This is a genomic window from Roseibium suaedae, assembly GCF_900142725.1.
Lineage (GTDB): Bacteria > Pseudomonadota > Alphaproteobacteria > Rhizobiales > Stappiaceae > Roseibium > Roseibium suaedae.
The window spans coordinates 187643-212135 of record NZ_FRBW01000002.1 but is presented as its reverse complement, the minus strand read 5'-3'; the positions used below and the strand labels follow the sequence as shown (position 1 = coordinate 212135).

Here is a 24493-nt window from a genome sequence, read left to right as displayed (position 1 = left end):
GCGTGCGGGATGACGAATTGATAGGCTTGTCACTAATCTCACGGCTGACCCTCCGGCCCCCGTTTTGCAGTGAACTGCAACTCGTCTGACTGTTGAGACTAGCGGTACTGGGTCTCGCCCTGGCGCAAGGTCAGGATCTCGACCCCCTCTGCAGTCACTGCGACCGTATGTTCGAACTGGGCGGATAGCTTGCCGTCCCGGGTCACCACCGTCCAGCCGTCGTCTTCGGTCTCGACGTTGCGCGAGCCCTGATTGATCATCGGTTCTATGGTGAAGACCATGCCTTCGCGCAGCCTTGGGCCGGAACCGCGCCGGCCGTAATTCAGCACCTGCGGCTCTTCATGCATGTCCCGGCCTATGCCGTGTCCGCAATATTCCCGGACCACCGAACAGCCATTGGCCTTGGCGTGTTTGTCAATCGCATGGCCGATGTCACCCAGATGTGCACCGGGCTTGACCTGCCGGATGCCCTTCCACATGGCTTCCTGGGCAATGCGCACCAGCCGCCTTGCTGCCGGTGAGGCTTCGCCCACCACATAGGTCTTGCTGGAATCGGTAATGAAGCCGTTCTTTTCCAGGGTGATGTCCAGGTTGATGATGTCGCCGTTCCCGATGATGTCGCTGGAAGTGGGAACCCCATGGCAGACAACGTGATTGAGCGAGGCGTTCAGCACGTATTTATAGCCATACTGGCCCTTGCTGGCGGGGCGGGCAGCCAGATCACCGGTGATGAAGTCCTCGACCAGGTCATTGACCGCAAGGGTCGACAGACCTGCAAGATCCAGACGGTCGAGCAATTCAAAGACCGAGGCGAGCAGCCGCCCTGATATGCGCATCAATGCCAGTTCTTCCGGGGATTTCACCATCTCAGGCAGCCGCCACCGTGTCTGTCTGCACATCGGCTGCTTCCAGCTGCCGCCTGATGATCTCGTTGAACGGCACTGTCGGGTTGGCTTCGGCCAGCATACCGATCTTCATCCAGAACTCCGCCTGCGCATTAATGGAACGGCACATCACGGTGCTGGCCTTGCGGATCTCTTCGTGCAGTTCCTCGCCGATCTTCACGATACCCATGAATGCTCCTGATGTCTGGTGTGTAGGTGGTTTGTATATGATTCATATACGTTTCACAATGCGCTGTCGGAGTGACCTCGCGCAGGCCTTTGGGCGGTTTTTTGTTTTGCCAAAATCATTTGCCTTCCTGCTTGGCATGACGCAGTGAAGTGATAGGAGTTGAGACGGCTCACCAAACATCCTTCTCGAAAGCACTCTTCATGACCGCGATCCGCATCGAACCTGCCCAGTCCCATCATCTTGCCGAAGTGCTCGCGATTTCCATCGCGGGAGCCGTCGGGGGGCGGGCTGCCGAGGAAAGCACGGATCCGGAGGTCTATCGAAAGGCCTTTGAAGAGATCAGGGCCTGCCCGGACGTGACCATCTATGTGGCGTTGAACGAGGAAGGGCAGGTGATTGGCACCTATACCTATTTGCTCATCCGGGGCCTTGCTTTTCAGGGCAGGCCCCGGGTGGAACTGGAAAGCGTGCATGTGCGTTCCGACCAGCGCAGCAAGGGCATTGGCGCGCAGATGATGGCTCATGCGGAGGCAATCGCGCGGGAGGCCGGGGCTGCCCTGATCCAGCTCACTTCGAACAAGGTGCGGGTGGACGCGCATCGCTTCTACGACCGGCTGGGCTATGCCCAGAGCCATTTCGGCTTCAAGAAAAAGCTGATCTGAGGTCACCCGGAAGTACCATCAGACTTGTCTGTTGGGCCTCTTCTTGAAATCCGGACTGGGCAGTCCTAAATCCACTTGCATCGCCGGGGCACGTCCTGGCGCCCCTGCCATATTTCCGGGAGAGCTTCCGATGTCCGTGACGCAGACCAAACCGATTGAGCTTTACTACTGGCCGACGCCCAATGGCTGGAAGATTTCCATCATGCTCGAAGAGCTTGGTGTTCCCTATGAGGTGAAGCTGATCAACATCGGCAAGGGCGATCAGTTTGCCCCCGAGTTCCTGGCTTTCTCCCCCAACAACCGCATGCCGGCGATCATTGATCCGGAAGGGCCGGACGGCCAGCCGATCACCGTGTTCGAGTCCGGTGCGATCCTGCAGTATCTCGGCCGCAAGTTCGGCAAGTTCTATCCGGCGGATGAGCGCAAGCGCGTTGAAACCGAGGAATGGCTGATGTGGCAGATGGGCGGCTTTGGCCCGATGCTGGGCCAGAACCACCATTTCCGTATCTACGCGCCGGAAAAGATCCCTTACGCCATGGACCGCTATCTCAACGAGACCCATCGTCTCTATGGGGTGCTGAACAAGCGCCTCGAGGGCAGGGATTATGTAGCCGCCGGTGAATACACGATCGCCGACATGGCCATGATCGGCTGGGCACAGGGCTGGGAACGTCAGGGCATGGACCTTGAGGAATTCCCGAATGTGAAGGCCTGGAAGGCTCGGATCGAAGCCCGTCCTGCCTTTGCCCGTGGTCTCTCGGTTGGCAGCGAAGAGCGGGCCAAGAGCGCACTTCAGGACGACAAGGACGCCCAGAAGGTGCTCTTCGGCCAACGTGCCCGCTAACACCACCCGCCGATGAAGGCGGGAACACGTACAAAAAAGACCGGGTCCGGGCACAGTCTGAGATCCGGTCAGTTTGATACCAAACCCATCCTTTCGTCATCCCGCGCGCAGCGAAGCGAAGATGCGGGATCGGTGAGCCCAGACCTATCAGCTTTCAACGGCTTGAATTCGATGAGCTTTTGGCTCACCGGTCCCGGCTCGAGCTTCGCTTGGCCGGGATGACAATCGAGAGGCTGATGCCTTTGTCAGCAGTCTGGCCGGGTCTCAGCAAAGTCTGGGATCCGGTCTTTTGCTTCTGGGATTGAAAGCCCCTGGATCAGCGCAGGCGCTGCCAGGTTTCGTCTTCGCAGATGTTGAAGACCATCTTCACACAGCCTTTGACATTCATGCTGTTCTGGCTGGTGAGCTTGAGAGTTGCCGGTGCGCTGAAGCCCCGGCGGGGGTCATAGACCCGGCCGGCCCAAGTCTGTCCACTTTTTGTCACGCCCCAGACGACTTCAAGTCCGAGCAGTTTGCGGCCCCGCTTGGACACATCCTTGTGGTTCACGTCTGTCGCGCTTTCCCTGGTGTATCCGGGAAGCGGGGTGAAGTCGGTCAACTTGCCGCACAGGGTCTTGCCGCAGGATGTGATGTGCACCACCGCGCCTGCCGGGGTCTTCCAGTGACCGAGAATATCCGCAGCGCTGGCGGCCTGAGTTCCAGCCAGAGAGGCGGCCAGAGACGCAGCCAGAGCAAGGCCAGGGGCCATACAGGCCGCCGTGAGGTATGACCCCATACGAGAAGACGTTTTCTTGAACATGCCTGCTTTCCGCTGATGACAGAGGAGGTCATCTAACGCAGCGTTCAAGGCAAAGTCATGACCTTCCAGTCGTGAAAGAATTCTCCCGGACCTCTGCACTAGCCCGGGAGAAGGTATCGTCAGGGTTCACAGGGTCACTTGACCCGGGTCCAGGTCTCGCCCTTGCAGATCAGGCCGCCCATGACGCAGCCCTCCAGCTTGAGCTTGTCGTCGGAGGGCATGGAAATGAAGCCGGTGTAGGTCTTGCCATCTTCCGCGTTATAGACCTTGCCCTTCCACTGGGCGTCCTTGCCGGTCGGCACCATGGACTGGATGATCTGGGTTCCGAGCAGGGGCTTGGTCCGTTTTGCCGGATCCGGGTTCTCTGTGTCGTTGCGCGGCTCGCGCAGCCAGCTCAGGCTGCCGCACAGGGCCTTGCCGCAGCTGAGGATCTTGATCTTGGAGGCGCCGGACGGGCGGATCCATTCTCCCGTGGCATCCGCGGCTTGTGCAGAATGAACTCCCGCGGAGGCGAGGAATGCGGCGAGGGCGAGGAAAGGCAGTCGTGTTCTTGTCATTTTAAGCGACCTCTGAAAGGCGTTTCCGTTTACGGAAACGTAATCTAACTGCAAAGCAGGCCGCTTGGAAGCCTTCCCATCGGCGGGGAACTGACGCCGGGGTGGAATTGAAGAAGTCGCTGATCTTGAGAACAAAAGAGCCGCAGGCGAAAGGAATGCGAAACAGGGTAAGCAAATTCTTTAGATGGCGTTTGAGATTTGATTTGAAAGCAACTGAAAGAATTGAGATTTCGGAAAATCCATGCTTACCGATAGGTAAAATTAAACTCTCATTACGTCTTTGTTTGCTTGCTGTTCATTTTAAATTTTAACGGCACTTTTAACCGCTCATCCCAAGATCAACCTCAAGAAACGCAGCGTCATCCAGGGAAATTCGCGTTTCGGGATGAAGTTTCGCATCAAGGATAACAGGGAGAGCAAGATGGCTCGTTTTGACATTCAGCAGGCCGACATGGCCATTTTGGGCGGCCAGACCGCAACCGCAGACATTCTGTTTCAGATGGGTCTGGACTCGGCTTCCGGACGGTTTGGTGCCACCGATCTCGTCAGCGCGCACAAGTGGTTCAACATTGCCGCGCTCAAGGGCAACCGGGAAGCGGTTCTGCATCGCAAGGAAATCTCCGGCGAAATGACCCGCGAGGACATTGCCGAAGCACAGCGCAGCGCCCGCGAATGGCTGTCCACCCATTGAAGATGGGCGCAAGTGCGGCCGTTGGGGCCGCGTCCCGTTCCGGAGGAAAATTCAGATCTTCTTCCGGCCCCTTTGATTGAGCCGGCAGGCTTTTTGTCTGCGGCTCAAGACATTGATAAATTGATATTTTTTTACTCGGGTCTGGCGGATGATTTGCCGTGGCCAATTATCTTGTTACTGCTCGCGCTGTGCGCGGTCCATCTGCTGAAAAGTGCCTGGCCTTTTCGTGAGGTACACAATCGTGCCGCCTAATGGCTTTCTCCTGCTTACCAGATGGGTCTGATAGACTCTCTGCACAGTATTCAGCTTTCGGTCCTCCTTGACCACGATCGCCAGATTCAGCTGTCTGGATCTTGCTGTCGGAACGGGATCAGCCGGGATCTTGTTTTCCGGCCCTGTATGAAACTTGCTCTATGTTTGAAATTGCAGCCTGCAGCCAGAAGCTGCTGACTTTCCTGGGATCTTACCAATTCGGTAGGAGCATCCCTGTTAAAAACAACAGTCTAGCGGCAACGACCGGCAGGGAACCGGCAGCGGAAAAATTTGAGGAAGGTAGGGGGCACCGTGAACCTAGGGCCAAAGGAAATAGCAGATCTGTCCATTGCCTATGCGCGCTGCATGGCGCAGCTGGAGGGACAGGGATGCCGGGTTGGTGTGATTCACGACTTTTCACGTGTGGCGGAAATCCTGTCAGACCGGGGCAAGGAGGTCACGCCCTTCTTCCAAGCCAAGTTCTTTGATTTCACTGGCCACAATGGCTTCTGTCACATTGCCGAAATCGATGGCGATCCTGCTACCTTCTGCTGCAGCCAGGTGTTCGATACGGGTAATCTGTCTTATCTGGATTTTCACCGCGCCCAGCTGCGGCGGGTCTATGGCGAGGATTATCCCATCGACACCAGCTGGACCTGTCCTCCGATGACAACCATCAAGGGGCGGGTGATTTACAATGGCGATGCGTTCAACTCGCTGACCTATCGCGGGCGCAATTCCCTGCGGCGGATGACGCTTCTGGCCAGGATGAATCTCTATCTGTCGCTGTTGTCCTGGCCGGATCTTCAGGCATCTGTTGCCCTTGCCAAGGCCGACCATGTCTCCAAGGGGCTTGGCTGGTGCTATTCCATGGCGCACATCTATCCCTTCGCGACCAAGTGGATCAACATTCCCCCGGGCCGCCGTCAGGACGATGTGTTCCTGTTCAATTCAGCACAAGATATCCTTTATCACGCTCAGGTTGACGTGATATCGGGCAATACGGTGTCGGAAGAGACAGATTGATCAGCAGGCGCTTGCCGGCAAAATTCATCGGACAGATGAGCCGGTAATAGCTGATGGCGATCCGGTTGCGGAAGCCGGGCAGGGAGACTTCCGTTTCCACCAGTTCACAGACCGGATGCCCTTCTGCTGCAATGGCAAAGCCTGCTGCGGCGGCCCGGTCGAACTCGCTGTCCTGAGCCCGGACCTTGCTGGCAAAATCCACGTTGCTGTTGCCTTCGAGCAGCTTTTTCACATAGCTCTGCGCGCCGACATAGCCAATGTCAGGGATCCGGTCTCCATTGGCATTGGCAGACAGGAGGACTGCGGAGGCAAAGTCAGGAATATCGGCCCGGAACAGGCCGCTGCTGTGGTCCAGAAACCTGGACAGGTCTTCGATGCGCCGCCCGGCCAAACCTTTCATGTTTGCCGGATCGATAGGGCGGATGAGCATTACACGGCCACTTCCATCATCTGCATCATGCGAAGGGCATTCAGCAGGATTTCGTCCCGCTCGTCATCCGTAAAATCACTTACGTGAATCTTGTCCTCATAGCCGGACAGAACCGCATCCAGGAAGGATGAGAAAACGAGCGATCCGCCTTCGGCGAAATAATCCGCGTAGAACTCGGTCTCGCGGCTGATGAAGGCCTGAAGTTCGGTCATGCTGCCTTGCCTCGCAAGATCCAGAAGGCACGCAGGGCAACTGCCGTGAAAGCCTTGATATGAAAATTCGCGGCCTGCTGGCGTACGATCAAATCGAGTTCCTTGCGCAGGTCGCCGATCAGGCTGTCATCGCTGCTGAAATCAGCCGCACTCTTCCCGCCAGGCTTGTTGTACCGCCCGACCAGCTGTGAAACGTAATGGTCCAATGTCCCGGATTCCGTAAGTAGAGGTTGAATTGCATCCATCTTACGATTCTCGCAAAGCTTGTGCACATTAAATTTTCATTTGGAACCGGATCTTGGACCGGTTCTGCTCGGCGTGGTTCCATGTGATCCTGTGCAAGAAACACAGAATGCAAGCGATCGTCCGGATGACTTTCAAAGGCAGGGCCTCTTCTTCCGGACTTTGAATACCACGACGGAACCTGTTGTCCGGCGGGGTGATACTCTTTCCCGACAACAGCTTAATCATATACCAAAACCGTTAGGATTGCCGAGATTTCTGCGCCCCTGCGACGATATTGCGAGTTGAAGGGAAGCCATGAGATCAGCTGGAGAGGTGCAAGGTGGGGCCGGCTGACGTGTTGGTTTCAGGGAGGGGGCTTTCATTGTCCACAGTTCGGGAAAGCTCATGCGGGGGAGCTCCGGTCATTGCCAAGCGATGAACGGTATGCTGCTCGGCGCCCTGTATTCAGCCAACTCTCAATTTCTGGTTTCAGGGCGAGCCGTGATCGTTGAGGGAAGGGGCGAGGCCGTATGGGTTCCCGGGAAAACCCGGGCAGGCCAAGACCGCTGGCGAAAAAACGTTTGATTCACAGTCCTTTGCCGCGTAAACGAAAGCCACCGGAGAGGTGGCCGAGTGGTCGAAGGCGCTCCCCTGCTAAGGGAGTAGACGGGGAACCGTCTCGAGGGTTCGAATCCCTTCCTCTCCGCCACTTGCACATTGCAAACCCGAAAACAGGTCCCTCGCGGGGCCTTTTTTTATGTGCCAAAAGTGGTTTGCAGGGACCACCCGTCCCTCGCTCCCTGCGAGACGGACTCAAAATCCCCATATAATTCAGTGAGCTGGCGGGATCGCGTTGCGCCTGCGTTTCGCTGGTTTCGGTTTGTTTCGATGCAGACGGAGACGCGACACGGGCGGCGTGGTCGTTGGTATGTCTTGGGCGTCTTGCGCGAAGTCTCTGATGACAAACGCAGTTTCCGCCCTTAGCCTGGCGTGATGTCAAACGGGGCCTGGACAGATGAAGAGAACGACCTGATCGTCGCGGATTACTTCGCGATGCTGGCCGACGACGTCTCTGGTCGCCCCTACAACAAGGCCGAGCATCGGCGCGGGCTTCTGCCTCTGTTGAATGATCGGTCCGAGGGATCGGTCGAGTTCAAGCACCAGAACATCAGCGCCGTGCTGAAAGGGCTCGGCGAGGACTGGATCCCGGGCTACAAGCCCGCGTTCAATTTCCAGATGACGCTGGTGGATGCTGTGGCACGCTGGGTGGCACTAAACCCGGCGTGGCTCGGTCGCCATTCTGTTGCGGGATCGTTGACAGGCCTGGCGGAGCCTCAGCCGATCTGGATCGGGCCGCCGCCCACGTTGTCGAACCACACTCCGCCGCAGGAGTTGGAGCAGATGCTGCACATCGCCCGAAAGTTTGATGTCGCCGCAAGAGACGAGCGAAACCGCTCCCTCGGTCAGGCAGGCGAGGAACTTGTCCTAGTTCATGAACGCGCTTCGCTGATTGCAGCTGGTCGCGCTGATCTTGCGCGCAAGATTCAATGGGTTTCGGAGGAAGAGGGAGATGGTGCCGGCTACGATATTGCCAGCTTCTCGTCGGATGGCCGTCCGCGCCTGATCGAGGTGAAGACGACGAATGGCTGGGAGCGCACGCCCTTCCACATTAGCCGAAACGAACTGGCCGTGGCCGAGGAGCGGCGTTCGGAGTGGAGCCTTTTCCGGCTTTGGAACTTCGCACGTGAGCCGAAGGCCTTTGAGTTATTTCCGCCGCTGGACGCGCATGTATCCCTCGTGGCAACATCCTTTCAGGCTAGTTTTCATTAATGGCAGATGAAATTGCTTTGCAGCCAGTTTTTTTCTGCTTCTCACTGTCTTGAATTGGCAGATTGGAGAAAAGCACCTTACGGATGCGGCGCATTGCCTAGCTGCTTTTCATCTTTCCTCTCCTAAGGCGAAGTACACGCCCATACCGTGTTATTGTTCATTCTACTCGGTTTGGTTTATCAAGAATTGAGTGGAGTTACCGTAACAAATGACTGAACCGGACAGGAAAGCGATGTTCCTCATGCGGCAAATTTTGACAGTGCTGCTGGCGCTCTCAGCCATCAATCTTGCCCTGATGATCCCGGGTGGTCTGGTTGAGACACGGGACTTCAGTGACTACACGGTGCTGGTTCTGGGAGCTTTCAACCTGTTTCTGACCGTGCTCGGTCTTGGCAGTCTGGTGCTTTCGTACCGGACCTGGGCCAGGGGGCAGGGCTTTTTCCTGGCGGCATTGGCTGGGCTTGGATATCTGGCCGTTTATCAGGCGGATCTGCAGGGGATCTTTCCGGTTGCCCCGGTGCCCATGTCCGTCTTGCTTTATCTTCTGGAATGGCTGGGGACGCTGCTTGGAGCGCTGCTTTTCCTGGCAGCGCTCATTGGTCTGCGAAGCTCAGGGGCCAGTCAGGCGGCTGTCGATGCCGGGGGGCGGAGCCTGCCAAGAGCTGTCCTGTTCGCGCTGGTTCTGGCCGGGGCCGCGATCATCCTGTTTGCGACGCTGTCGGCCATGGGGGCGGCCTGAAGACGTGGGGCAGGCCGCCCTTTAGCCCCGATTTCAGCGGATCAGGATCGCCCGGAAATCATTGACGTTGGTGTTGGTCGGGCCGGTGATGATCTGGTCGCCCAGTCTTTCGAAAAACCCGTGGCCGTCATAGGCCGCCATGGCATCGTCCAGCTTGTATCCGGCAGCGCGGGCCCGGCCGGCGGTTGAACTGTCCGCATAGGCCCCGGCGACTTCGGCTGCGCCATCCACCCCGTCCGTGTCTCCTGCGACAGCCGCAATTCCCTCAATTCCGGCAACGCCTTCGGCAAAGCCCATCAGCCATTCCACATTGCGGCCGCCCCGGCCGCTGGCGCCTTTCGGCAAGGTCACGGTCGTCTCGCCGCCCGACAGCAGAAGGCAGGGGGCGGTGAACGCGGACTTTCCTTCCCTGACCGCACGGGCGAGACCGGCAAAGGCACGGCCGACTTCGCGAGCTTCTCCCTCTATGGCGTCTCCAAGAAGATGGCAAGGCAGAGTGGCTGCGGCCTTTGCAGCTTCCAGCGCCATTTGCGGCGTGGCGATCATGTGAAATTCGGTGCGCGACAGCTTTTCATCGCCGGGCTTTGGGCTTTCGAAGGCGGGGTCATTGAGAGCCGCCTGAATGCTGGCCGGTACGTCGATGCCATATTTGGCGAGGATCGCCTTGGCGTCCGCCTGGGTGGTCGGATCGGCGACCGTGGGGCCGGAGCCGATGATTTCCGGTTTGTCACCGGGCACGTCCGAAATGGCGAAGGTCAGGCAGCGGGCAGGATAGGCGCTTGCAGCGAGGCGTCCGCCCTTGATTGCGGAAATGTGCCGGCGCACCGTGTTCATTTCGCCAATGTCTGCGCCAGAGGCGAGCAGCGCGCGTGTCAGTTCGGCCTTTTCCTCAAGGCTGATGTTGCCTGCCCCTCGGGACAGAAGCGCGGATGCGCCACCGGACATGAGTGTGATCAGCGTGTCGCCGTCTTGCAGGCTGGACGCCAGATCGAGGATCCTGCCGGCGGCGATCCGGCCTGCTTCATCCGGGACCGGGTGGGCTGCCTCGATTACTTCGATGGTGCGGGTCGGCACCGCGTGGCCATAGCGGGTCAGGGCAAGGCCCTCGCAGGGCCCCCAAACGTCTTCAAGAGCTGCGGCCATGGCAGCGGCTGCCTTGCCTGCGGCAATCACGACCACACGGCCGGAGGCAGGCTTTTGGGGCAGGAATTTCGCCAGTACGGCATCCGGCTTGGCTGAGGTCACGGCAACGTCAAAGAGCGAGCAGAGCAGGGACTTGTCGGTGTCGTGTGCCATGAATTTATCCGCGTTGGGGGTTCAGGAGATTGATCGGATCTCCGGCAGAAAACCGTTCTAGCACGCTGGTCAATTGATCTGCCAGGGTCTGCTGGGCCTCGCTGGAGGCCCAGGCCACATGGGGGGTGACGAGCACACGCGGATGGTTGGCCAGACGCATCAGGATGTCATCCGGCGCCGGCGGTTCCTTGTCGGCAACGTCAATCCCGGCACCGCTGACAAGTCCTTGCTCAAGCGCACGTTCAAGGGCAGGCAGATCGATCAGGGCGCCGCGGGCGGTGTTGAGAATGACCGGTTGACGCTTCATGGCCGCAAATGCCGCATCGTTCATCAGGCCGCGGGTCTGGGGTGTCAGCGGGCAATGGAGGGAAATCACGTCGGCACTGGCGCAGAAGTCTTCAAAGGCAACGCGGCCGTCTTCTGCCGGGGCGCCGGGTCTGGCGGCATAGATCACCTTCATGCCGAAGGCGCTGCCGATGGCGGCCACCCGCGATCCGATTCCCCCCTTGCCGATGATGCCGAGGGTGGACCCGGACAGGTCCCGGATCGGGCCGGAGAAGAAACAGAACTGACCGGCCTGTTGCCAGGCCCCTTCTTGCACCTCGCGCACATAGGAGACGAGGCTGCGGCGCAGGGCCAGCAGCAGGGTGAAGACATGCTCGGGAACGGTGTTCACCGAATAGCCCCGGATGTTGCAGACGGCAACGCCCCGGGCCTCGCAGGCGGCAATGTCGACGCAGTCATAACCGGTGGCGGCAACGGCAATCAGGCGCAGGCCGGGGGCCGCGTCTAATTCGTCCGCTCCAATGCGCACCTTGTTTGTGATGGCGATTGTCGCGTCTTTCAGACGCCCGGCCGTTTCGGAGGGACCGGTGCGCTGATGCTCGGTCCAGTCGTGGGCAAAGCTTGGGCGCGAAAGGGAAATTTCCGGTGCGATGGTCGCCCTGTCGAGAAAGACGATGTGTTCCATTCTCAGTTCTTTCCTGTCAGGTCCCGGGCCACATCCGCAATCCGCCCGGCTGTGATGCCGAAATGCTCATAAAGCACCTCTGCACGTGCGGAAGCGCCAAAGCCGCTCATGCCTATAAACCGGTCTTCCGGGCGAAGGAAGCGTTCCCAGCCGAAGTCGAGGGCTGCCTCGATGCCGATACGCGGGGCGGTGCCGAGAACCTCTGCCCGGTAGTCCGCTCTCTGATCGCGGAAGAGTTCCCACGAGGGCATCGAGACGACCGCCGCGCGAATGTTGTCCTTTGCGAGCAGGCTTGCGGCCTCGACGGCGAGCGCAACTTCCGTTCCGGTGGCAAGCAGGGTGATGTCGCGCTGCCCCTCGGGTTCGCTCAGGACATAGGCCCCCTTGCGGCTGAGGTTTTCGCCGGTTTCGTTGCGCAAGGTGGGCGTTGCCTGACGGGACAAGGCCAGCAGGCTCGGGCCGGTGCGGTGTTCCTGGGCGATCTGCCAGACTTCGGCTGTTTCCACTGCGTCGGCAGGGCGGAAAACGAGCATGTTCGGCATGGCGCGGAAACTTGCCAGGATTTCCACCGGCTGGTGGGTCGGGCCGTTGGAGCCGACGCCGATGGAATCATGACTGAAGACAAATAGGCCGGGCAGGTTCATCAGCGCGGCCATGCGCATGGCCGGGCGTTCGTAATCGGCAAAGGCAAGATAGGTGACGTTGACCGGGCGCAGGCCGCCATGGGCGGCGATACCGTCGGTCATGGCGCCCATCAAGTGTTCCCGCACGCCGCAATGGACATAGCTGCCGCTGCGGTCGCTGGCGGTGAAGGCATGGCGGGAGCGTTTGTGATTGGTCGGTGCTTCCAGATCCGCGCACAGGACCATCAGTTCGGGCAGGGCTTCAGCCAGGGCGTCGCAGACATCGCCGGAAGCGGTGATGGTGGGAAGGCTTGCTGCCTTGTCAGCAGCGCTTATTGAAATGGAGCGGACGGTGTCACTCCAGCCGTCCGGCAAGGTGCCTGTTGTCCAGCGCCGGAATTCTGCAGCCTCTCCATGGTTTGCAAGAGCCGTCTGCCATTGGGAATGGGTCTCATTGCCGCGCGGTACAATCGAGCGCCAGTCGGCGAGCACAGATTCTGGAACCGTGAAGGAAGGGTGCGGCCAGTTCAGGAGGCTGCGCGCTTCCTCTGAATCCTTCTGGGTCAGAGGGGCGCTGTGGCCACCGCGCTGGCCCTGAAGGCGCGGGATGCCTTTGGCGATGGTCGTGCGGCAGGCAATCAGGGACGGGCGGGGATCGGCCTTGGCAGCATTGATCGCGGCATCGATGGCGCCAATGTCATGGCCATCGATTTCCTGAACATGCCAGTTGGCTGCACGGAAACGGGCGGGAACATCCTCGCTGATGGACAGGTCCGTGTCGCCATCGTCGGTGATGTGATTGTCATCCCAAAGGAACGTCAGCTTGCCGAGCTTGAGATGGCCTGCAAGGGAAATGGCTTCCTGGCCGATGCCTTCCTGAAAACAGCCGTCGCCGACAAAGGCCCAGGTGCGGTGATCGACAAGGCTGGGGCCGAACCGGGCCGAAAGCCGTGCTTCGGCCACCGCCATGCCGACGGCGCAGGCGATGCCCTGACCAAGCAGGCCCGAGGTGATCTCGATCCCTGCGTGCTGTTCGATCTCCGGGTGTCCGGCGCAGACCGAGCCCAGCTTGCGGAAGGATTTCAGGGCATCGAGGGAGACATGTTCATACCCGGCCAGATGCAACAGCGCATAGAGCAGCATGGAGCCATGGCCGTTGGAAAGGACCACCCGGTCCCGGTCTGGCCACTGGGGATCAGCTGGGTCGGCCTTGAGGTGATTGGCGTAAAGTGTCGCCGCGATTTCGGCCATGCCGAGGGGAACGCCCTGATGACCTTCGCCTGCGTTCAGGATGCTGTCGAGCGCGAGAAAGCGGATCGCATGCGCCATCTGCTGGATGTCGGCCATATCTGATTTCCTCCCTGCAGGGCCTTTCCGGCCGTCTGCTTCTTGACCCTAATGCGTAATCCGGCAGCCAAGGAGCGACAAACGACGATATTTCATTGATTGATGAATCAGATTCATCCATGACTGGGGCATGATCGGTGGTGCCACTCTCTCCATGCTGCGCAGCTTCGAGGCCGCAGCCCGTCACGGCAGCTTCAAGGCGGCGGCCGATGAGCTGGGCCTGTCCCCTAGCGCTATCAGCCATTCCGTCCGCCAGCTGGAGGATGTCCTGGGCGCGCGCCTGTTCGAACGGGCAGGGCGCGGGGTGCATCCCACTCTTGAGGGCATGGCGCTTCTGTCGCGGCTGACCCTGGCCTTCGACGAAATCCGTCAGGGCGTGGAAGATGTGGTGCAGCGCGGCTCCAAGTTGCTTCGGGTGCATGCCGCGCCAAGCTTTGCCGCACTCTGGCTGGTTCCGCGCCTGAAGGAGTTCACCCAGGCCCATCCGGAAGTGGAACTGCGGCTCGCGGCCGACACGGAATATGCCCGCTTCATCGCCGATGATTTCGATGTCGATATTGTTTACGGGCCGGTGCGTGCCGAGGGGGTGACGACTATTCCTCTCGGGAACGAGATGGTCACGCCGCTTTGTTCCCCGGAGATTGCCGAAGAGATCCGGGGCGTTGAGGACCTTTCCCGGTTTCCGTTGATTCAGAGCGATCAGAAGCAGGTGCGCTGGGGGGATTGGCTGCAGAAAAACGGGGTGGCCAGGCCGCTCAATCGTCCCTTGCGCTTCGACCGGAGTTTTCTGGCGCTATCCGCCGCCGTCAATGGTTTGGGGGTAGCCCTGGAATCAACCCGCCTTGCGGAGCGGGACCTTCAGGCTGGCCGCTTGTGTGCCCCGCTTTCCGGAGAGGGACGGGATGTGAGTTATGCCGGACACAGTCTGGTTCTGCCCCGGTCGCGCCCAGTGCGCAGTCCCGTCCGGGCCTTCGTGCGCTGGCTTTTGACGGGCCTTGGGGCCGACAGCGCCGGGTTTTAACGGCCTTCGTCTTTTTTTACATGGCTTCGGAATAGAGATCGGTGAGTTGAAATCAGCTCAAATCCTTGCCTTTTTCGATATTGTTAAGCTCAACTAACAAGCGCGTGCAAATTTCTTAAAATCAATCCTCCGATCCGGGTGCTAGCGTCTGGTCAAACGAGAAAATGTCTCGGGAGGACACCATGACATCGCTTAGCCGCTCTGCGGCGCGGTCCAACACGTCGTTGGAACTGCGCGCGTGGAACATCCGCCGCAAGGCACTCCTGATGGGCGAAGTCCAGGGCCAGGGCTATATCGGCCAGGCTCTTGGCATCGCCGATGTTCTGGCGGCGGCCTATTTCCATGCCCTCGATTACCGCGCCGAAGAGCCCGAATGGGAAGGCCGCGACCGGTTTCTGCTCTCCATCGGCCACTATGCCATCGCCCTTTATGCGGTTCTGATGGAAGCCGGTATCCTGCCGGAAGAAGAGCTTGAAACCTACGGCATGGACGACAGCCGCATGCCCATGTCGGGCATGGCTTCCTATACGCCCGGAATGGAAATCACCGGCGGTTCTCTTGGTCACGGCCTTGGCATCGCGGTTGGCATGGCCATGGGCCTGAAGCGCAAGAAAAGCCCGGCCTTCATCTACAATCTGATGTCCGACGGCGAGCTGGGCGAAGGCTCGACCTGGGAAGCGGCCATGTCCGGCGCCCATCACAAGCTCGACAATCTCATTTGCCTTGTCGATTTCAACGACCAGCAGGCGGACGGAAAGTCGACCGAAATGCTGTGTTCCGAGCCGCTGACGGAAAAGTGGGAAGCCTTCGGCTGGCACGCCCAGCGGGTCAACGGCAATGACCTTGCCGCCGTCGTCAAGGCCTTCGACACGGCCCGCTCCGCCACGGATGCAAAGCCGCGCGTCATCATCTTCGACACCACCATGTGCAAGGGCGTTCCGTTTCTCGAAGCCCGTGAGATCACCCATTTTGTCCGCGTGGAAGCGGATGAATGGGGCAAGGCTCTCGCCGTTCTGGAAGAAGGAAAGCCAGCATGACCCTCGCATCCATGGCCCGCAAATACGAGCCGCGCAGATTGCCGGATGGCGAGCGCCAGGCAACCTCCGCAATGATCGCCTCATTGGCTGCGGAAGGCTATGACACCGTTGCCGCGCCTTTCGGTCACGCTCTGGTGGAAGCTGCCCGCAAGGACGAGCGGATCGTCGGTTTGACCGCCGATCTCGGCAAATACACGGACCTTCACATCTTCGGTCAGGAAATGCCCGACCGCTATTACCAGATGGGTATGGCGGAGCAGATCCTGATGTCGGCTGCCGCCGGTCTGGCCCGTGAAGGCTTCATTCCCTTTGCTACCACCTATGCTGTGTTCGCCTCCCGCCGCGCCTATGATTTCATTGCAATGGCGATTGCGGAAGAGAACCTGCCGGTCAAGATCGTCTGCGCCCTGCCGGGTCTGACGACGGGCTATGGCCCGAGCCATCAGGCGACCGAGGATCTGGCGATCTTCCGTGGCCTTCCGAACATGACGCTGATCGATCCCTGCGATGCGGATGATATCGCGGGCATGGTTCCGCAGATCATTGCCCACGAGGGACCGGTCTATTCGCGTCTTCTGCGCGGCAAGGTGCCGTCGGTTCTGACCCGCCACAAGCCGGACTACAAGTTCCTGCTTGGCAAGGCCCAGATGATCCGCGAGGGCAAGGATGTCCTCGTCATCTCCACCGGCTTCATGACCATGCGCGCCCTCGATGCAGCAGAGCAGTTGGCCAGAGACAATGTGGACGTTGCCGTCCTTCACTGCCCGACCATCAAGCCGCTGGACGTCGAGACCATTGCTGCGGAAGCGGCAAAGGGCGGACGGCTCGTGGTCACGGCAGAAAACCACACGGTCGTTGGCGGTCTGGGCGAAGCGGTTGCGGGAACATTGCTGACCCGCGGTGTCTCGATTGGCGGCTTCCGCATGATCGGCCTTCCCGACGAATTCCTGGAGGCCGGTGCCTTGCCGACCCTTCACGACATGTACGGCCTGTCCGTTGCCAAGGTCGCCGAACAGATCAAGAGCTGGCTCTGAAAGCCCGCCGAAACATTTCAATGTCTTATGGAGGAAAAGGGCTCATGGGCCTTCTCGACAACAAGTTCGCAATCATCACCGGGGCAGCATCTGCCCGTGGCCTGGGCAAGGCGACTGCCAAGCTCTTTGCCGAACACGGTGCAACGGTTGCCATTCTCGATCTGGATGAAGCAGCGGCCAAGGCGGCTGCGGCCGATATCGGCGAACGCCATGTCGGCCTTGCCTGCAACGTGACCGACAAGGCCGCCTGCGATGCCGTCGCTGCCGAGTTGAAGGCCAAGTGGGGCCGGATCGATATCCTGGTCAACAATGCGGGCATCACCCAGCCGCTGAAGATCATGGATATTGCCGCAGCGAACTATGACGCGGTTCTGGATGTGAACCTGCGCGGCACGCTCTACATGAGCCAGGCCGTCATTCCGGCGATGCGCGAGCAGAAGTCCGGATCGATCGTGAACCTCAGCTCCGTGTCCGCGCAGCGCGGCGGCGGCATCTTTGGCGGCCCGCATTACTCGGCAGCCAAGGCGGGTGTTCTTGGCCTCTCCAAGGCCATGGCCCGCGAGCTGGCTCCGGCCAATGTGCGCGTCAACGCGATCTGCCCGGGTTTCATCGCCACGGACATCACCGGCGGCAAGCTGACCCCGGACATGCTGACCAGCATTGTCGAGGGCATTCCGATGGGCCGGGCAGGGGAAGCATCCGATGTTGCTGGTTGCGCCCTGTTCCTGGCTTCCGACCTGTCGGCCTATTGCACCGGCACCGAGGTCGACGTGAACGGCGGATCCTTGATCCACTGATCATTTGAGGCCGCACGCCAGTGGAGGTTGGCGTGCGGTCTCCGTAAAACTATCAGTTAAACAGGAGGAATGGACTGATGAAAAAGCACGTGCTGGCCGTCCTGGCCGCAACGACGATGATCGCCGGAACAGCCCAGGCTGATGAAGTGATCTTTGCCCATGGCGCAAACCCCGGAAACCCGCGGTTCATCGCAGCCGAAAAGTGGGCCGAGGAATTTTCCAAGTGCACCGGTGGCAAGGACACCGTGAACGTTGCCCCATCCGCGACCATGGGCAATGACGTCGAAATGCTGACGTCGGTGAATGCGGGCATCATCCAGGTGACGGCCAACAGCCAGGGCGCCATGAGCCAGATCGTTCCGGAAATCGGACTTCTGGGTCTGCCGTTCCTGTTCAAGGACCTTCCGGCTGCCTGGGAAGTCATGGATGGCGAAGTCGGCCAGATGCTGGATGAGCGGGCGCAGAATGCCGGACTCAAGATCCTTGGTTTCTGGGACAATGGCATCCGCAACGTGACCCATGTCGGCAAGTTCGTTTCCGAGCCGGCTGACCTGAAGGGCATGAAGATCCGGACTCCGCCGGACGAGATGACCGTCGATATCTTCAAGGCGCTGGGCGCTTCTCCTGCTCCACTTGCCTGGTCCGAGTTGCCGACCGCGCTTCAGTCCGGCGTCTTTGACGGACAGGAAAACCCGCTGACCAACATCTATTCCGCCAAGCTGCATGAGATCACGCCTTACGTGACCATGACCGGCCACAAGTACGAGTCCACACCAGTGGTCACGGGTCTGGCCTGGTGGAGCAGCATTGACGATGCGACCAAGGCCTGCGCGGTGGAAGCCACCAAGGAAGCCGGCAAGCTGCAGCGTCAGCTGTCTCAGGAAGGCGATGACACCCTGCGGCCTAAGATGGAAGCGGAAGGCGCGAAATTCGCCGACGCCGACAAGGCCGCCTATCAGGCTGCAACCGCATCGGTCTATGACAAATATGCTCAGACCTATCCGGACCTGGTTGCTGCCCTGAAGAAAGCAACGGGGATGAAATGACAGACTGGGGCCCCCTTAGTCCTGCTCCGGACGGAAGGGGGCGCTCGCGCCCCCTTCTGGTCCTGACCTCACGGATCATTGAAACCATTGCCTTCACCGGCAAGCTGATCGCCGTGGTTACTTTGAGCTTCATGTTCGTCGCTCTGCTTGCCAATGTGATTTTGCGCTATTGGTTCGATGGCGGCATCGCCTGGGCCTATGAGGTCCACGCGGTTCTGCTCCCCTGGCTGGTGGCGGCCGGCATTCTGGTTGCCGCGTCCCGTGGCACCAACATCGCCATCACCATTCTTCCCGATGCGCTGCCTGCCGGGGCAAGGCGGATCCTGCTTGTGGCCATCGAGGCCGTTATCATCCTGATTTCCGTTTCGGTTCTTCTGTCCAGTCAGCCGATCCTGAAGGCGTCCCAGTTCCAGACCCTGTCCACCCTCGGCATCAAGCAGATCTGGGGCTATGCAAGCCTGGTCTATGCCTTTGCCGGCATGGCGGTGATCTCTGCACTGGAAATCCTGCGCATTCTGGCGGGCGCCTCTGTCTTCGAAGCCGATTACGAAAACCGCAGCCTGAGCTAAAGGACGCAAGTCATGACCATGCCAATGATCTGGATCTTCATGATCCTTCTGGCCTGCGCCGTGCCGATCGGCCATGCCATGCTGGGCGGCGTAGCTGCAGCCCTCTGGCTCGACGGCAAGCCGCTGGCGGTGATCGTGCAACGGCTATATTCGCCGACCCAGAGCTTCCCGATGCTCGCGATCCCGTTCTTCATTCTCGCCGGCAACCTGATGATGTCCGGCCGGTTCGGCATCTATCTGGTCAACATCGCCCGCCTGATCGTCGGCAACATGAAGGGTGGCATGGGCCAGGTGTCGATCATCGGCTCGGTCATGTTCGGTGGAGTTTCCGGCTCGGCCGTGGCGGATGCGACCGCCATCGGCAATGCGCTGATCCCTGTTCAGAAACAGCAGGGCTATCCCCGGGCCATGGCGGCTGCGATCAATTCGGCGTCTTCGACTGTCTCGGTCCTGATCCCGCCGTCGATCCCCCTGATGCTCTTCGGCCTTGTTTCCAACGTCTCGATCGTCAACCTGTTCGTCGCGGGCATTCTTCCCGGCCTGCTTCTGGGTCTTGGTATGTTCGCTTCGGTCTGGATTGTCGCTCACCGGCGCAACCTGCCGCGCTCGCCGCTGGAAGGGGGCTTCTATGCCTTCCGCAGCCAGCTGGTCGCAGCGGTCCCGGCCTTGCTGATGCCTGTCTTCGTCATCGGCACTCTTCGCTTCGGCGTGGCAACGCCGACGGAAGTCTCCGTCATGGCGGTTGCCTATGCGCTGATTGTTTCGGGCATTCTCTACCGTGACCTGACCATGACCGGTATCTGGAAGGCCCTGGTGGACACGGCTACGATGACCGGTGCTGTCATGTTCATCATCATGGCCTCATCCACGCTGCAATGGATCATGACCGCCGAGCGGGTGCCGCAGGAACTGGCCCAGTGGGTGGCCGCGACCTTTGCAGAGCAATGGATGGTCATTCTGGCGATGAACATCGTGATGCTGATCGTCGGTGCCTTCATTGATCTGCCGGCAGCTGTTCTGCTGCTGGGGCCGCTGTTCGTGACGATTGCCAACTCGATGGGCATCGATCTGGTGCAGCTCGGCCTGATGATGGTGGTGAACCTCGCAATCGGTCTCTACACGCCGCCGGTGGGCACGACATTGTTCATCTCCATGAGCATTGCCCGTTCCGGGTTGCTGGAAACGGTGAAGGCGCTGTTGCCTTTCTATGCGGTGGCGATCGGGGTGCTGTTGCTGATTTCCTACGTGCCTTTCCTGACAATCTATTAGGCTGGCCGCCACGCGGAAGTCTGAATCAAATCAAGTGAGTGCTGCGGCCTGCTGAGAGATTGAATCGGCAGGCCGTTTCCGTTTTCAAAGGTCCCAGGGCCTCACGTCGATCAGTTCCGTGTGGGCGCTCGGGCGGAAGCGGCAGCCGTTTGCCGTCAGATGTGCGCGGGCCGCATTGTCATGGGCGCCGCACGCCTCCGTCAGCCAGTCCGAGAAGCGCTTGACGATGCGCCGGTTGAGATGGCGCGGCGGGCAGACGAACCAGTAGGCGGGAAATTCGATCACCTCGAAGGCCGTGGAGAAGGGCACCAGTTCGCCGCGCTCCAGTTCGCCAAGGCACAGGGTCACGCTGTCGAGTGCGATGCCTCCTCCTTGTTTGGCCATCTCGATGGACATGGACGAACGGTCGAAGCGGAACGGATAGGTGAGGTCCGGCAGGACGACCCGGTTGGCCGCGAGCCAGAGGTCCCAGCGGAACAGGGTCTTGACGCTGTCGATCAGCCTTGCGCCTGCCAGTTGCTCGACCGGATCGGGTGACATTGCCTGCAACTGTTCCAGATAGGCGGGGCTGCAAAGAGGCAGCACCAGATCGTGCATCACCGGATTGACGGTCAGACCGCTCCAGGTGCCAAGGCCATAGCGCAGGTCCAGATCGACGGTCTCTGTCTCGAAGGAGGAGAAGTCGGGCGAGGCGTCGATGCGGATGTTCCAGTCCGGGTTCTGGCTGGCGAAGCCGCCGACCCGCGGCCCAAGCCAGCGGACGCCGAAACTGGGGCTGACCCGGATGATGAGATTGCGAAGGTCCCGCTGCCGGGTGATGGCCGAGCGGGCGTTGCGGATCGCGCCGAACGCCTGTGTGGTGGTCTGAAAGAGACGGTCGCCGTCGATAGTCAGGTTCAGCCGGCGCTTTTCCCGCCGGAACAGTTTCACCCCCAGCTGGGTTTCCAGAAGGGTGAGCTGCTGGGATACGGCCGAAGGGGTGACCCCCAGTTCGGCCGCAGCCTTGGTCACGCTGCCCAGACGGGCAACCGCCTCGAAATACTCCGTCGCCTTCAAATTCAGATCACGCATAACCCCTTGATAGCAAATGCCATCAAGGGGTCCTAGCGCTAACACTTGAAGAAGAGGCTCGGATTCGACCGAAAACCAAACCGGAGAGGGGCTCAGGAGGTCTCACCAGGTGGTGAGCCCCAACTCCCTGTTCGAGCTTTTTGGGTTCAAGCTTGGACCTTGCGCTTGAAGAACACGGCAGTCTCTCCGCTTTCCGGTGGCATTGAGATCTTGTCGAAGTTCTCTTCGAGATAGTTCCAGACAATTTCGCATCTGGAGGAGAACCGTCTGCTCTCCTTATTGTCGAGTGCGAAGTTGTTGATGAAGGCCGCCGCGACCTGGTTCTCCTTGAGCCGGTCAACGATTTCATTCTGTTCTTCTGCCGTGGAGACTGTGAAAAGGCAGTCATTCCGCACCGGGGAGAGTTTCCCGACAACTTCGTAAAGAAGCGGCTCATAGGGAGCCACGAAGATTCTCTGATCTTCATCGACATTTTTGGAGATGAAATCGCGAATTGACGCAATCCGAGTGACCGCATCGCTTTGCAGATTGAATGTCTCTCCGTTGATGTCGATCTTCCGGTAGTGGTCCTGGAGGAGCAGCGGCGCCAGGATTGGTGAGTGTGTGCTGACCGTCAAAAGGGCGAGAACAAGCAGGGCTGCGGAACCAAGGCCGATATAAAGATCGTTCCCCTCTGTGGCAATGTAGAGGACCGAGCTGATTGCCAGCAGAAAGGGAGCGATGGATTGGCTCAGGTGGGCAATGTCAGCACGCTTGTAAGCGTGATGAAGATAAGGCAGCCCGATGAAGGTCGAAGCTGCAAGAAGCGGATGCTCCGAAAGGCTTGTGATCGACACAACAAAGATCGTCGTCAGGTAGAATAGCGGGAGCACCAGGAAATGAAGCCCCACAAGCCGCTGAGACAGTCTCTGAATAGGGAATGCATGAGGGTTGGGTGTATGCCACGGCATGGGGACGGGCAGGGAGATATTCAGCTCCTTTGCACTGTCCTTGCTCTTTGTGCCGCTTGTGGAGCCCGCTCCAAACCGTCCCAGAAGTTGCTTGCTGATCGAGCCAAGCTTCAAAAGAAGAGGGCAGAGCCCGATCGCAATGCCGCCAATGAATAGTCCTAGATTTTTCACAAGAACCAGAAGAGTATCGGTAGTTCCTGTCTGAAGGGTGCTTGCGGTGATCAGTCCGAAAATCCCAATCGCAGCATAAATTCCGTGCATCAATCCTATCGTGCAGGCGAGGACGACCCAGACTCCAGAGATCAGAAACACTTCTGTTGTGGGATGATTGATCACGGCGGCTCCGACTGCGACCGAGATCAGTGAGGCCGAGATATCAAAGCTTTTGAAGAGCTGGAACGCCCAGATCAGAATGAGTGCGGCGAGTGGAACGAGTGGCCAGCCTTTTCCGGCTGCCTGATGTGCCGGTATGAGTGCCAGACAAAGGGCAATTGCAAGGAATGCTGCAGATGCCCGACGTATTGCTATCAAGCCTCTGCCAAATGCAAATGAAGTGACGTAGCACCAATAGTATCTGAAAGGGTCGTAAGACTTGAAGTCCCGGATGGGGATCTGTCCCATATGCATACGGGTTATTCCATGGGCAAGGTAACCCTCGTCCCCTGGATTCAGATCAACGTTTCCCTGTCTAGCAAAGAAAAGGGAAGTGATGAGGACTGCGATGAGAAATTCGACTATCAATTGAATAACCTTGCTAACGTTTGAAGTATGTTAGCAGATGTTATTTTCCGTAAAATAGTGCTGTATTTCCTGTCGGAGCTTTGGGGGTTTAATCCACACAAAGTTGTTAGGCGGCGCTTTTCTCGAACACGTTGAGCAAGGTCCGGCGGTTCAGTGCTTTAGCAAAGTCGTTGCGCTTCCAGAAATAGTTGCCCGAGTTTTCTGCTGGTACGGTGAGTGTTATTTGTTCCGGGCATGTCTCTCGTGCGAATGTGATCATTCGTTTCTTGCGTTGGCTGGAGAACCAGAACCCACTTCGGTTCTCGTCACGGCGACTAGCTGGGTCCTGGATGAAGTCTTCTTGATGTTGTCCCAAGCCCGCGCGACCCTCAATCGTAGGTCAGATCCGTTGCCTTGCCGCGGAAGACCACATAGGCGAGCACGGTGTAGGCGATGATCGTGGGCAGGACGACGAGGGCGCCGATCAGGATGATGAACAGGCTTTCCGGCGCACTGGCCGCATCGTAGATGGTCAGCCTTTCCGGAACCACATAGGGGTAGAAGGAATAGGCAAGACCAATGAAGGCCAGGATGAAGAGGGCGGCGGTTCCGGCAAAGGGAACCCAGGCCCAGTGATCATCGCGCGCCGGCAGGTGATGCAGTGCCTTCCAGACAATGGCCACCATTAGTGCCGAGAGAACGGGCAGGGGAGCGAGCAGGAACATGTCCGGAAAGGAGAACCACTTGTCGAACAGGCGCGGGCTGACGAAGGGAGTTGCGACCGAGATCGCGGCAAAGCCGATGACCAGACCCCAGAGCCGGGTGCGCGCCCAGCGGATTGCCTTCAGTTGCAAAGTGTCTTCGGTCTTGATGATCAGCCAGTTCGCTCCGACGAAACCATAGGCGGCCGTGAGGCAGACCGCAGTCAGGAAGCCGAAGGCAATGGTCAGCGGTTGCTGCTTCAGGCCCATGATGTAGATGCCGAGCATGTAGCCCTGCGCAAGGGTGGCAGCCAGGGAGCCTGCGAAGAAGGCCTGGTTCCAGTGATGCTTGGTTTTGCCGGTGGTCTTGGCCCGGAATTCGAAGGCAACGCCGCGCAGGATCAGCCCGATGAGCATGACGGCGACAGGCAGGTAAAGGGCCGTCAGGATGATGCCATGGGCCATGGGAAAGGCCACAAGCAGCAGCCCGACCGCCAGCACCAGCCAGGTCTCGTTGGCATCCCAGAAGGGGCCGACTGCCGAAATCATCCGGTCCTTTTCCTCATCTGTTGCCAGGGGGAAGAGCAGGCCGACGCCAAGGTCGAACCCGTCCAGAACCACATAGATCAGGATCGACAGGCCCATGAGGCCTGCGAAGGCGAGGGGGAGCCAGACGGCGGGATCTCCAAACCAGTTCATGT

General features: G+C 59.3%; 26 protein-coding genes and 1 tRNA gene. 14 read left to right on the top strand and 13 right to left on the bottom strand.

What is annotated here, in order from left to right; genetic code table 11:
* Positions 1-98: 98 nt before the first annotated feature.
* Together map and BUA94_RS07935 are read right to left on the bottom strand one after the other, a co-directional pair.
* Positions 99-866 carry a type I methionyl aminopeptidase gene (gene map / locus BUA94_RS07940; RefSeq protein WP_073011556.1) on the bottom strand — a complete coding sequence of 256 codons (768 nt, stop codon included), beginning with the start codon at positions 864-866 and terminating at the stop codon, positions 99-101.
* Position 867: 1 nt separating this feature from the next.
* Complete coding sequence (locus BUA94_RS07935; RefSeq protein WP_073011553.1) at positions 868-1074, bottom strand: ParD-like family protein; 207 nt, start codon at positions 1072-1074, stop codon at positions 868-870.
* 200 nt (positions 1075-1274) lie between these two features.
* Between BUA94_RS07935 and BUA94_RS07930 the strand changes: the two genes are divergently transcribed.
* Complete coding sequence (locus tag BUA94_RS07930; RefSeq protein ID WP_073011550.1) at positions 1275-1736, top strand: GNAT family N-acetyltransferase; 462 nt, start codon at positions 1275-1277, stop codon at positions 1734-1736.
* Between the two features lie 130 nt (positions 1737-1866).
* The gene (locus BUA94_RS07925) at positions 1867-2580 is read left to right on the top strand and encodes a glutathione S-transferase N-terminal domain-containing protein (RefSeq protein ID WP_073011547.1); all 714 of its coding nucleotides are present in this window, start codon (positions 1867-1869) and stop codon (positions 2578-2580) included.
* A gap of 316 nt (positions 2581-2896) precedes the next feature.
* On the opposite strand, the gene BUA94_RS07920 is transcribed toward BUA94_RS07925, so the two are convergent.
* Positions 2897-3328: a DUF2147 domain-containing protein gene (locus BUA94_RS07920; protein WP_073013736.1), complete on the bottom strand. Its 432-nt coding sequence runs from the start codon at positions 3326-3328 to the stop codon at positions 2897-2899.
* 185 nt (positions 3329-3513) lie between these two features.
* Positions 3514-3936 carry a DUF2147 domain-containing protein gene (locus tag BUA94_RS07915; RefSeq protein ID WP_073011544.1) on the bottom strand — a complete coding sequence of 141 codons (423 nt, stop codon included), beginning with the start codon at positions 3934-3936 and terminating at the stop codon, positions 3514-3516.
* 421 nt (positions 3937-4357) lie between these two features.
* Here BUA94_RS07915 and BUA94_RS07910 point away from each other — a divergent pair, with 421 nt between their 5' ends.
* Positions 4358-4627: a sel1 repeat family protein gene (locus BUA94_RS07910; RefSeq protein WP_208980024.1), complete on the top strand. Its 270-nt coding sequence runs from the start codon at positions 4358-4360 to the stop codon at positions 4625-4627.
* A gap of 564 nt (positions 4628-5191) precedes the next feature.
* A complete protein-coding gene (locus BUA94_RS07905; RefSeq protein WP_073011541.1) occupies positions 5192-5905 on the top strand; it encodes a hypothetical protein in 714 nt (237 codons plus the stop codon).
* Here BUA94_RS07905 and BUA94_RS07900 read toward each other — a convergent pair.
* Genes BUA94_RS07900 through BUA94_RS07890 form a run of 3 tightly spaced genes read right to left on the bottom strand, consistent with a single transcriptional unit; the run spans position 5826 to position 6792 of the window.
* Positions 5826-6335: a hypothetical protein gene (locus BUA94_RS07900; RefSeq protein WP_073011538.1), complete on the bottom strand. Its 510-nt coding sequence runs from the start codon at positions 6333-6335 to the stop codon at positions 5826-5828. The genes BUA94_RS07905 and BUA94_RS07900 overlap by 80 nt on opposite strands.
* Complete coding sequence (locus tag BUA94_RS07895) at positions 6335-6547, bottom strand: hypothetical protein (RefSeq protein ID WP_073011536.1); 213 nt, start codon at positions 6545-6547, stop codon at positions 6335-6337. The genes BUA94_RS07900 and BUA94_RS07895 overlap by 1 nt, the downstream gene beginning before the upstream one ends.
* Positions 6544-6792 carry a hypothetical protein gene (locus BUA94_RS07890; protein ID WP_139251062.1) on the bottom strand — a complete coding sequence of 83 codons (249 nt, stop codon included), beginning with the start codon at positions 6790-6792 and terminating at the stop codon, positions 6544-6546. Before BUA94_RS07890 ends, BUA94_RS07895 begins: the two co-directional genes overlap by 4 nt.
* Positions 6793-7391: 599 nt before the next feature.
* On the opposite strand from BUA94_RS07890, the gene BUA94_RS07880 reads away from it, so the two are divergent.
* The 3 genes from BUA94_RS07880 to BUA94_RS07870 all read left to right on the top strand — a co-directional run bounded on the left by BUA94_RS07880 (position 7392) and on the right by BUA94_RS07870 (position 9341).
* Positions 7392-7481 (top strand) — tRNA-Ser (locus BUA94_RS07880).
* Positions 7482-7765: 284 nt separating this feature from the next.
* Positions 7766-8602, top strand: a complete 837-nt coding sequence (locus BUA94_RS07875; protein ID WP_073011528.1) for a protein NO VEIN domain-containing protein — start codon at positions 7766-7768, stop codon at positions 8600-8602.
* 241 nt (positions 8603-8843) lie between these two features.
* Positions 8844-9341 carry a DUF8051 family protein gene (locus BUA94_RS07870; protein ID WP_084082001.1) on the top strand — a complete coding sequence of 166 codons (498 nt, stop codon included), beginning with the start codon at positions 8844-8846 and terminating at the stop codon, positions 9339-9341.
* A 33-nt stretch (positions 9342-9374) separates the two neighbouring features.
* On the opposite strand, the gene BUA94_RS07865 is transcribed toward BUA94_RS07870, so the two are convergent.
* From BUA94_RS07865 to tkt, 3 genes are read right to left on the bottom strand one after another with little or no spacing between them, the layout of a single operon-like run.
* Complete coding sequence (locus BUA94_RS07865; protein WP_073011526.1) at positions 9375-10637, bottom strand: glycerate kinase type-2 family protein; 1263 nt, start codon at positions 10635-10637, stop codon at positions 9375-9377.
* A gap of 4 nt (positions 10638-10641) precedes the next feature.
* Positions 10642-11607, bottom strand: a complete 966-nt coding sequence (locus tag BUA94_RS07860) for a D-2-hydroxyacid dehydrogenase (protein WP_073011524.1) — start codon at positions 11605-11607, stop codon at positions 10642-10644.
* Between the two features lie 2 nt (positions 11608-11609).
* On the bottom strand, positions 11610-13577 hold the full coding sequence (gene tkt, locus BUA94_RS07855; protein ID WP_073011522.1) for a transketolase: 1968 nt from the start codon (positions 13575-13577) through the stop codon (positions 11610-11612).
* 130 nt (positions 13578-13707) lie between these two features.
* On the opposite strand from tkt, the gene BUA94_RS07850 reads away from it, so the two are divergent.
* The 7 genes from BUA94_RS07850 to BUA94_RS07820 all read left to right on the top strand — a co-directional run bounded on the left by BUA94_RS07850 (position 13708) and on the right by BUA94_RS07820 (position 20350).
* The gene (locus BUA94_RS07850) at positions 13708-14598 is read left to right on the top strand and encodes a LysR substrate-binding domain-containing protein (protein ID WP_073011520.1); all 891 of its coding nucleotides are present in this window, start codon (positions 13708-13710) and stop codon (positions 14596-14598) included.
* A gap of 182 nt (positions 14599-14780) precedes the next feature.
* Positions 14781-15635: a transketolase gene (locus BUA94_RS07845; protein ID WP_073011518.1), complete on the top strand. Its 855-nt coding sequence runs from the start codon at positions 14781-14783 to the stop codon at positions 15633-15635.
* A complete protein-coding gene (locus BUA94_RS07840) occupies positions 15632-16669 on the top strand; it encodes a transketolase family protein (RefSeq protein ID WP_073011517.1) in 1038 nt (345 codons plus the stop codon). The genes BUA94_RS07845 and BUA94_RS07840 overlap by 4 nt, the downstream gene beginning before the upstream one ends.
* A gap of 44 nt (positions 16670-16713) precedes the next feature.
* On the top strand, positions 16714-17466 hold the full coding sequence (locus tag BUA94_RS07835) for an SDR family NAD(P)-dependent oxidoreductase (protein ID WP_073011515.1): 753 nt from the start codon (positions 16714-16716) through the stop codon (positions 17464-17466).
* Positions 17467-17543: 77 nt separating this feature from the next.
* The gene (locus tag BUA94_RS07830; protein ID WP_084081861.1) at positions 17544-18512 is read left to right on the top strand and encodes a TRAP transporter substrate-binding protein; all 969 of its coding nucleotides are present in this window, start codon (positions 17544-17546) and stop codon (positions 18510-18512) included.
* Positions 18509-19081, top strand: a complete 573-nt coding sequence (locus tag BUA94_RS07825) for a TRAP transporter small permease (RefSeq protein WP_073011511.1) — start codon at positions 18509-18511, stop codon at positions 19079-19081. The genes BUA94_RS07830 and BUA94_RS07825 overlap by 4 nt, the downstream gene beginning before the upstream one ends.
* Before the next feature lie 12 nt (positions 19082-19093).
* The gene (locus BUA94_RS07820; protein WP_073011508.1) at positions 19094-20350 is read left to right on the top strand and encodes a TRAP transporter large permease; all 1257 of its coding nucleotides are present in this window, start codon (positions 19094-19096) and stop codon (positions 20348-20350) included.
* An 84-nt stretch (positions 20351-20434) separates the two neighbouring features.
* Here the strand turns inward: BUA94_RS07820 and BUA94_RS07815 are convergent, their stop codons facing one another.
* From BUA94_RS07815 to BUA94_RS07805, 3 genes are all read right to left on the bottom strand, one after another.
* Positions 20435-21421 (bottom strand): LysR substrate-binding domain-containing protein, encoded by a 987-nt coding sequence (locus tag BUA94_RS07815; RefSeq protein ID WP_073011505.1) that lies wholly within the window; start codon positions 21419-21421, stop codon positions 20435-20437.
* A gap of 146 nt (positions 21422-21567) precedes the next feature.
* Complete coding sequence (locus BUA94_RS07810; RefSeq protein WP_139251061.1) at positions 21568-23112, bottom strand: hypothetical protein; 1545 nt, start codon at positions 23110-23112, stop codon at positions 21568-21570.
* Between the two features lie 368 nt (positions 23113-23480).
* Complete coding sequence (locus tag BUA94_RS07805; RefSeq protein ID WP_073011498.1) at positions 23481-24491, bottom strand: cytochrome d ubiquinol oxidase subunit II; 1011 nt, start codon at positions 24489-24491, stop codon at positions 23481-23483.
* Between the last annotated feature and the right edge of the window lie 2 nt (positions 24492-24493).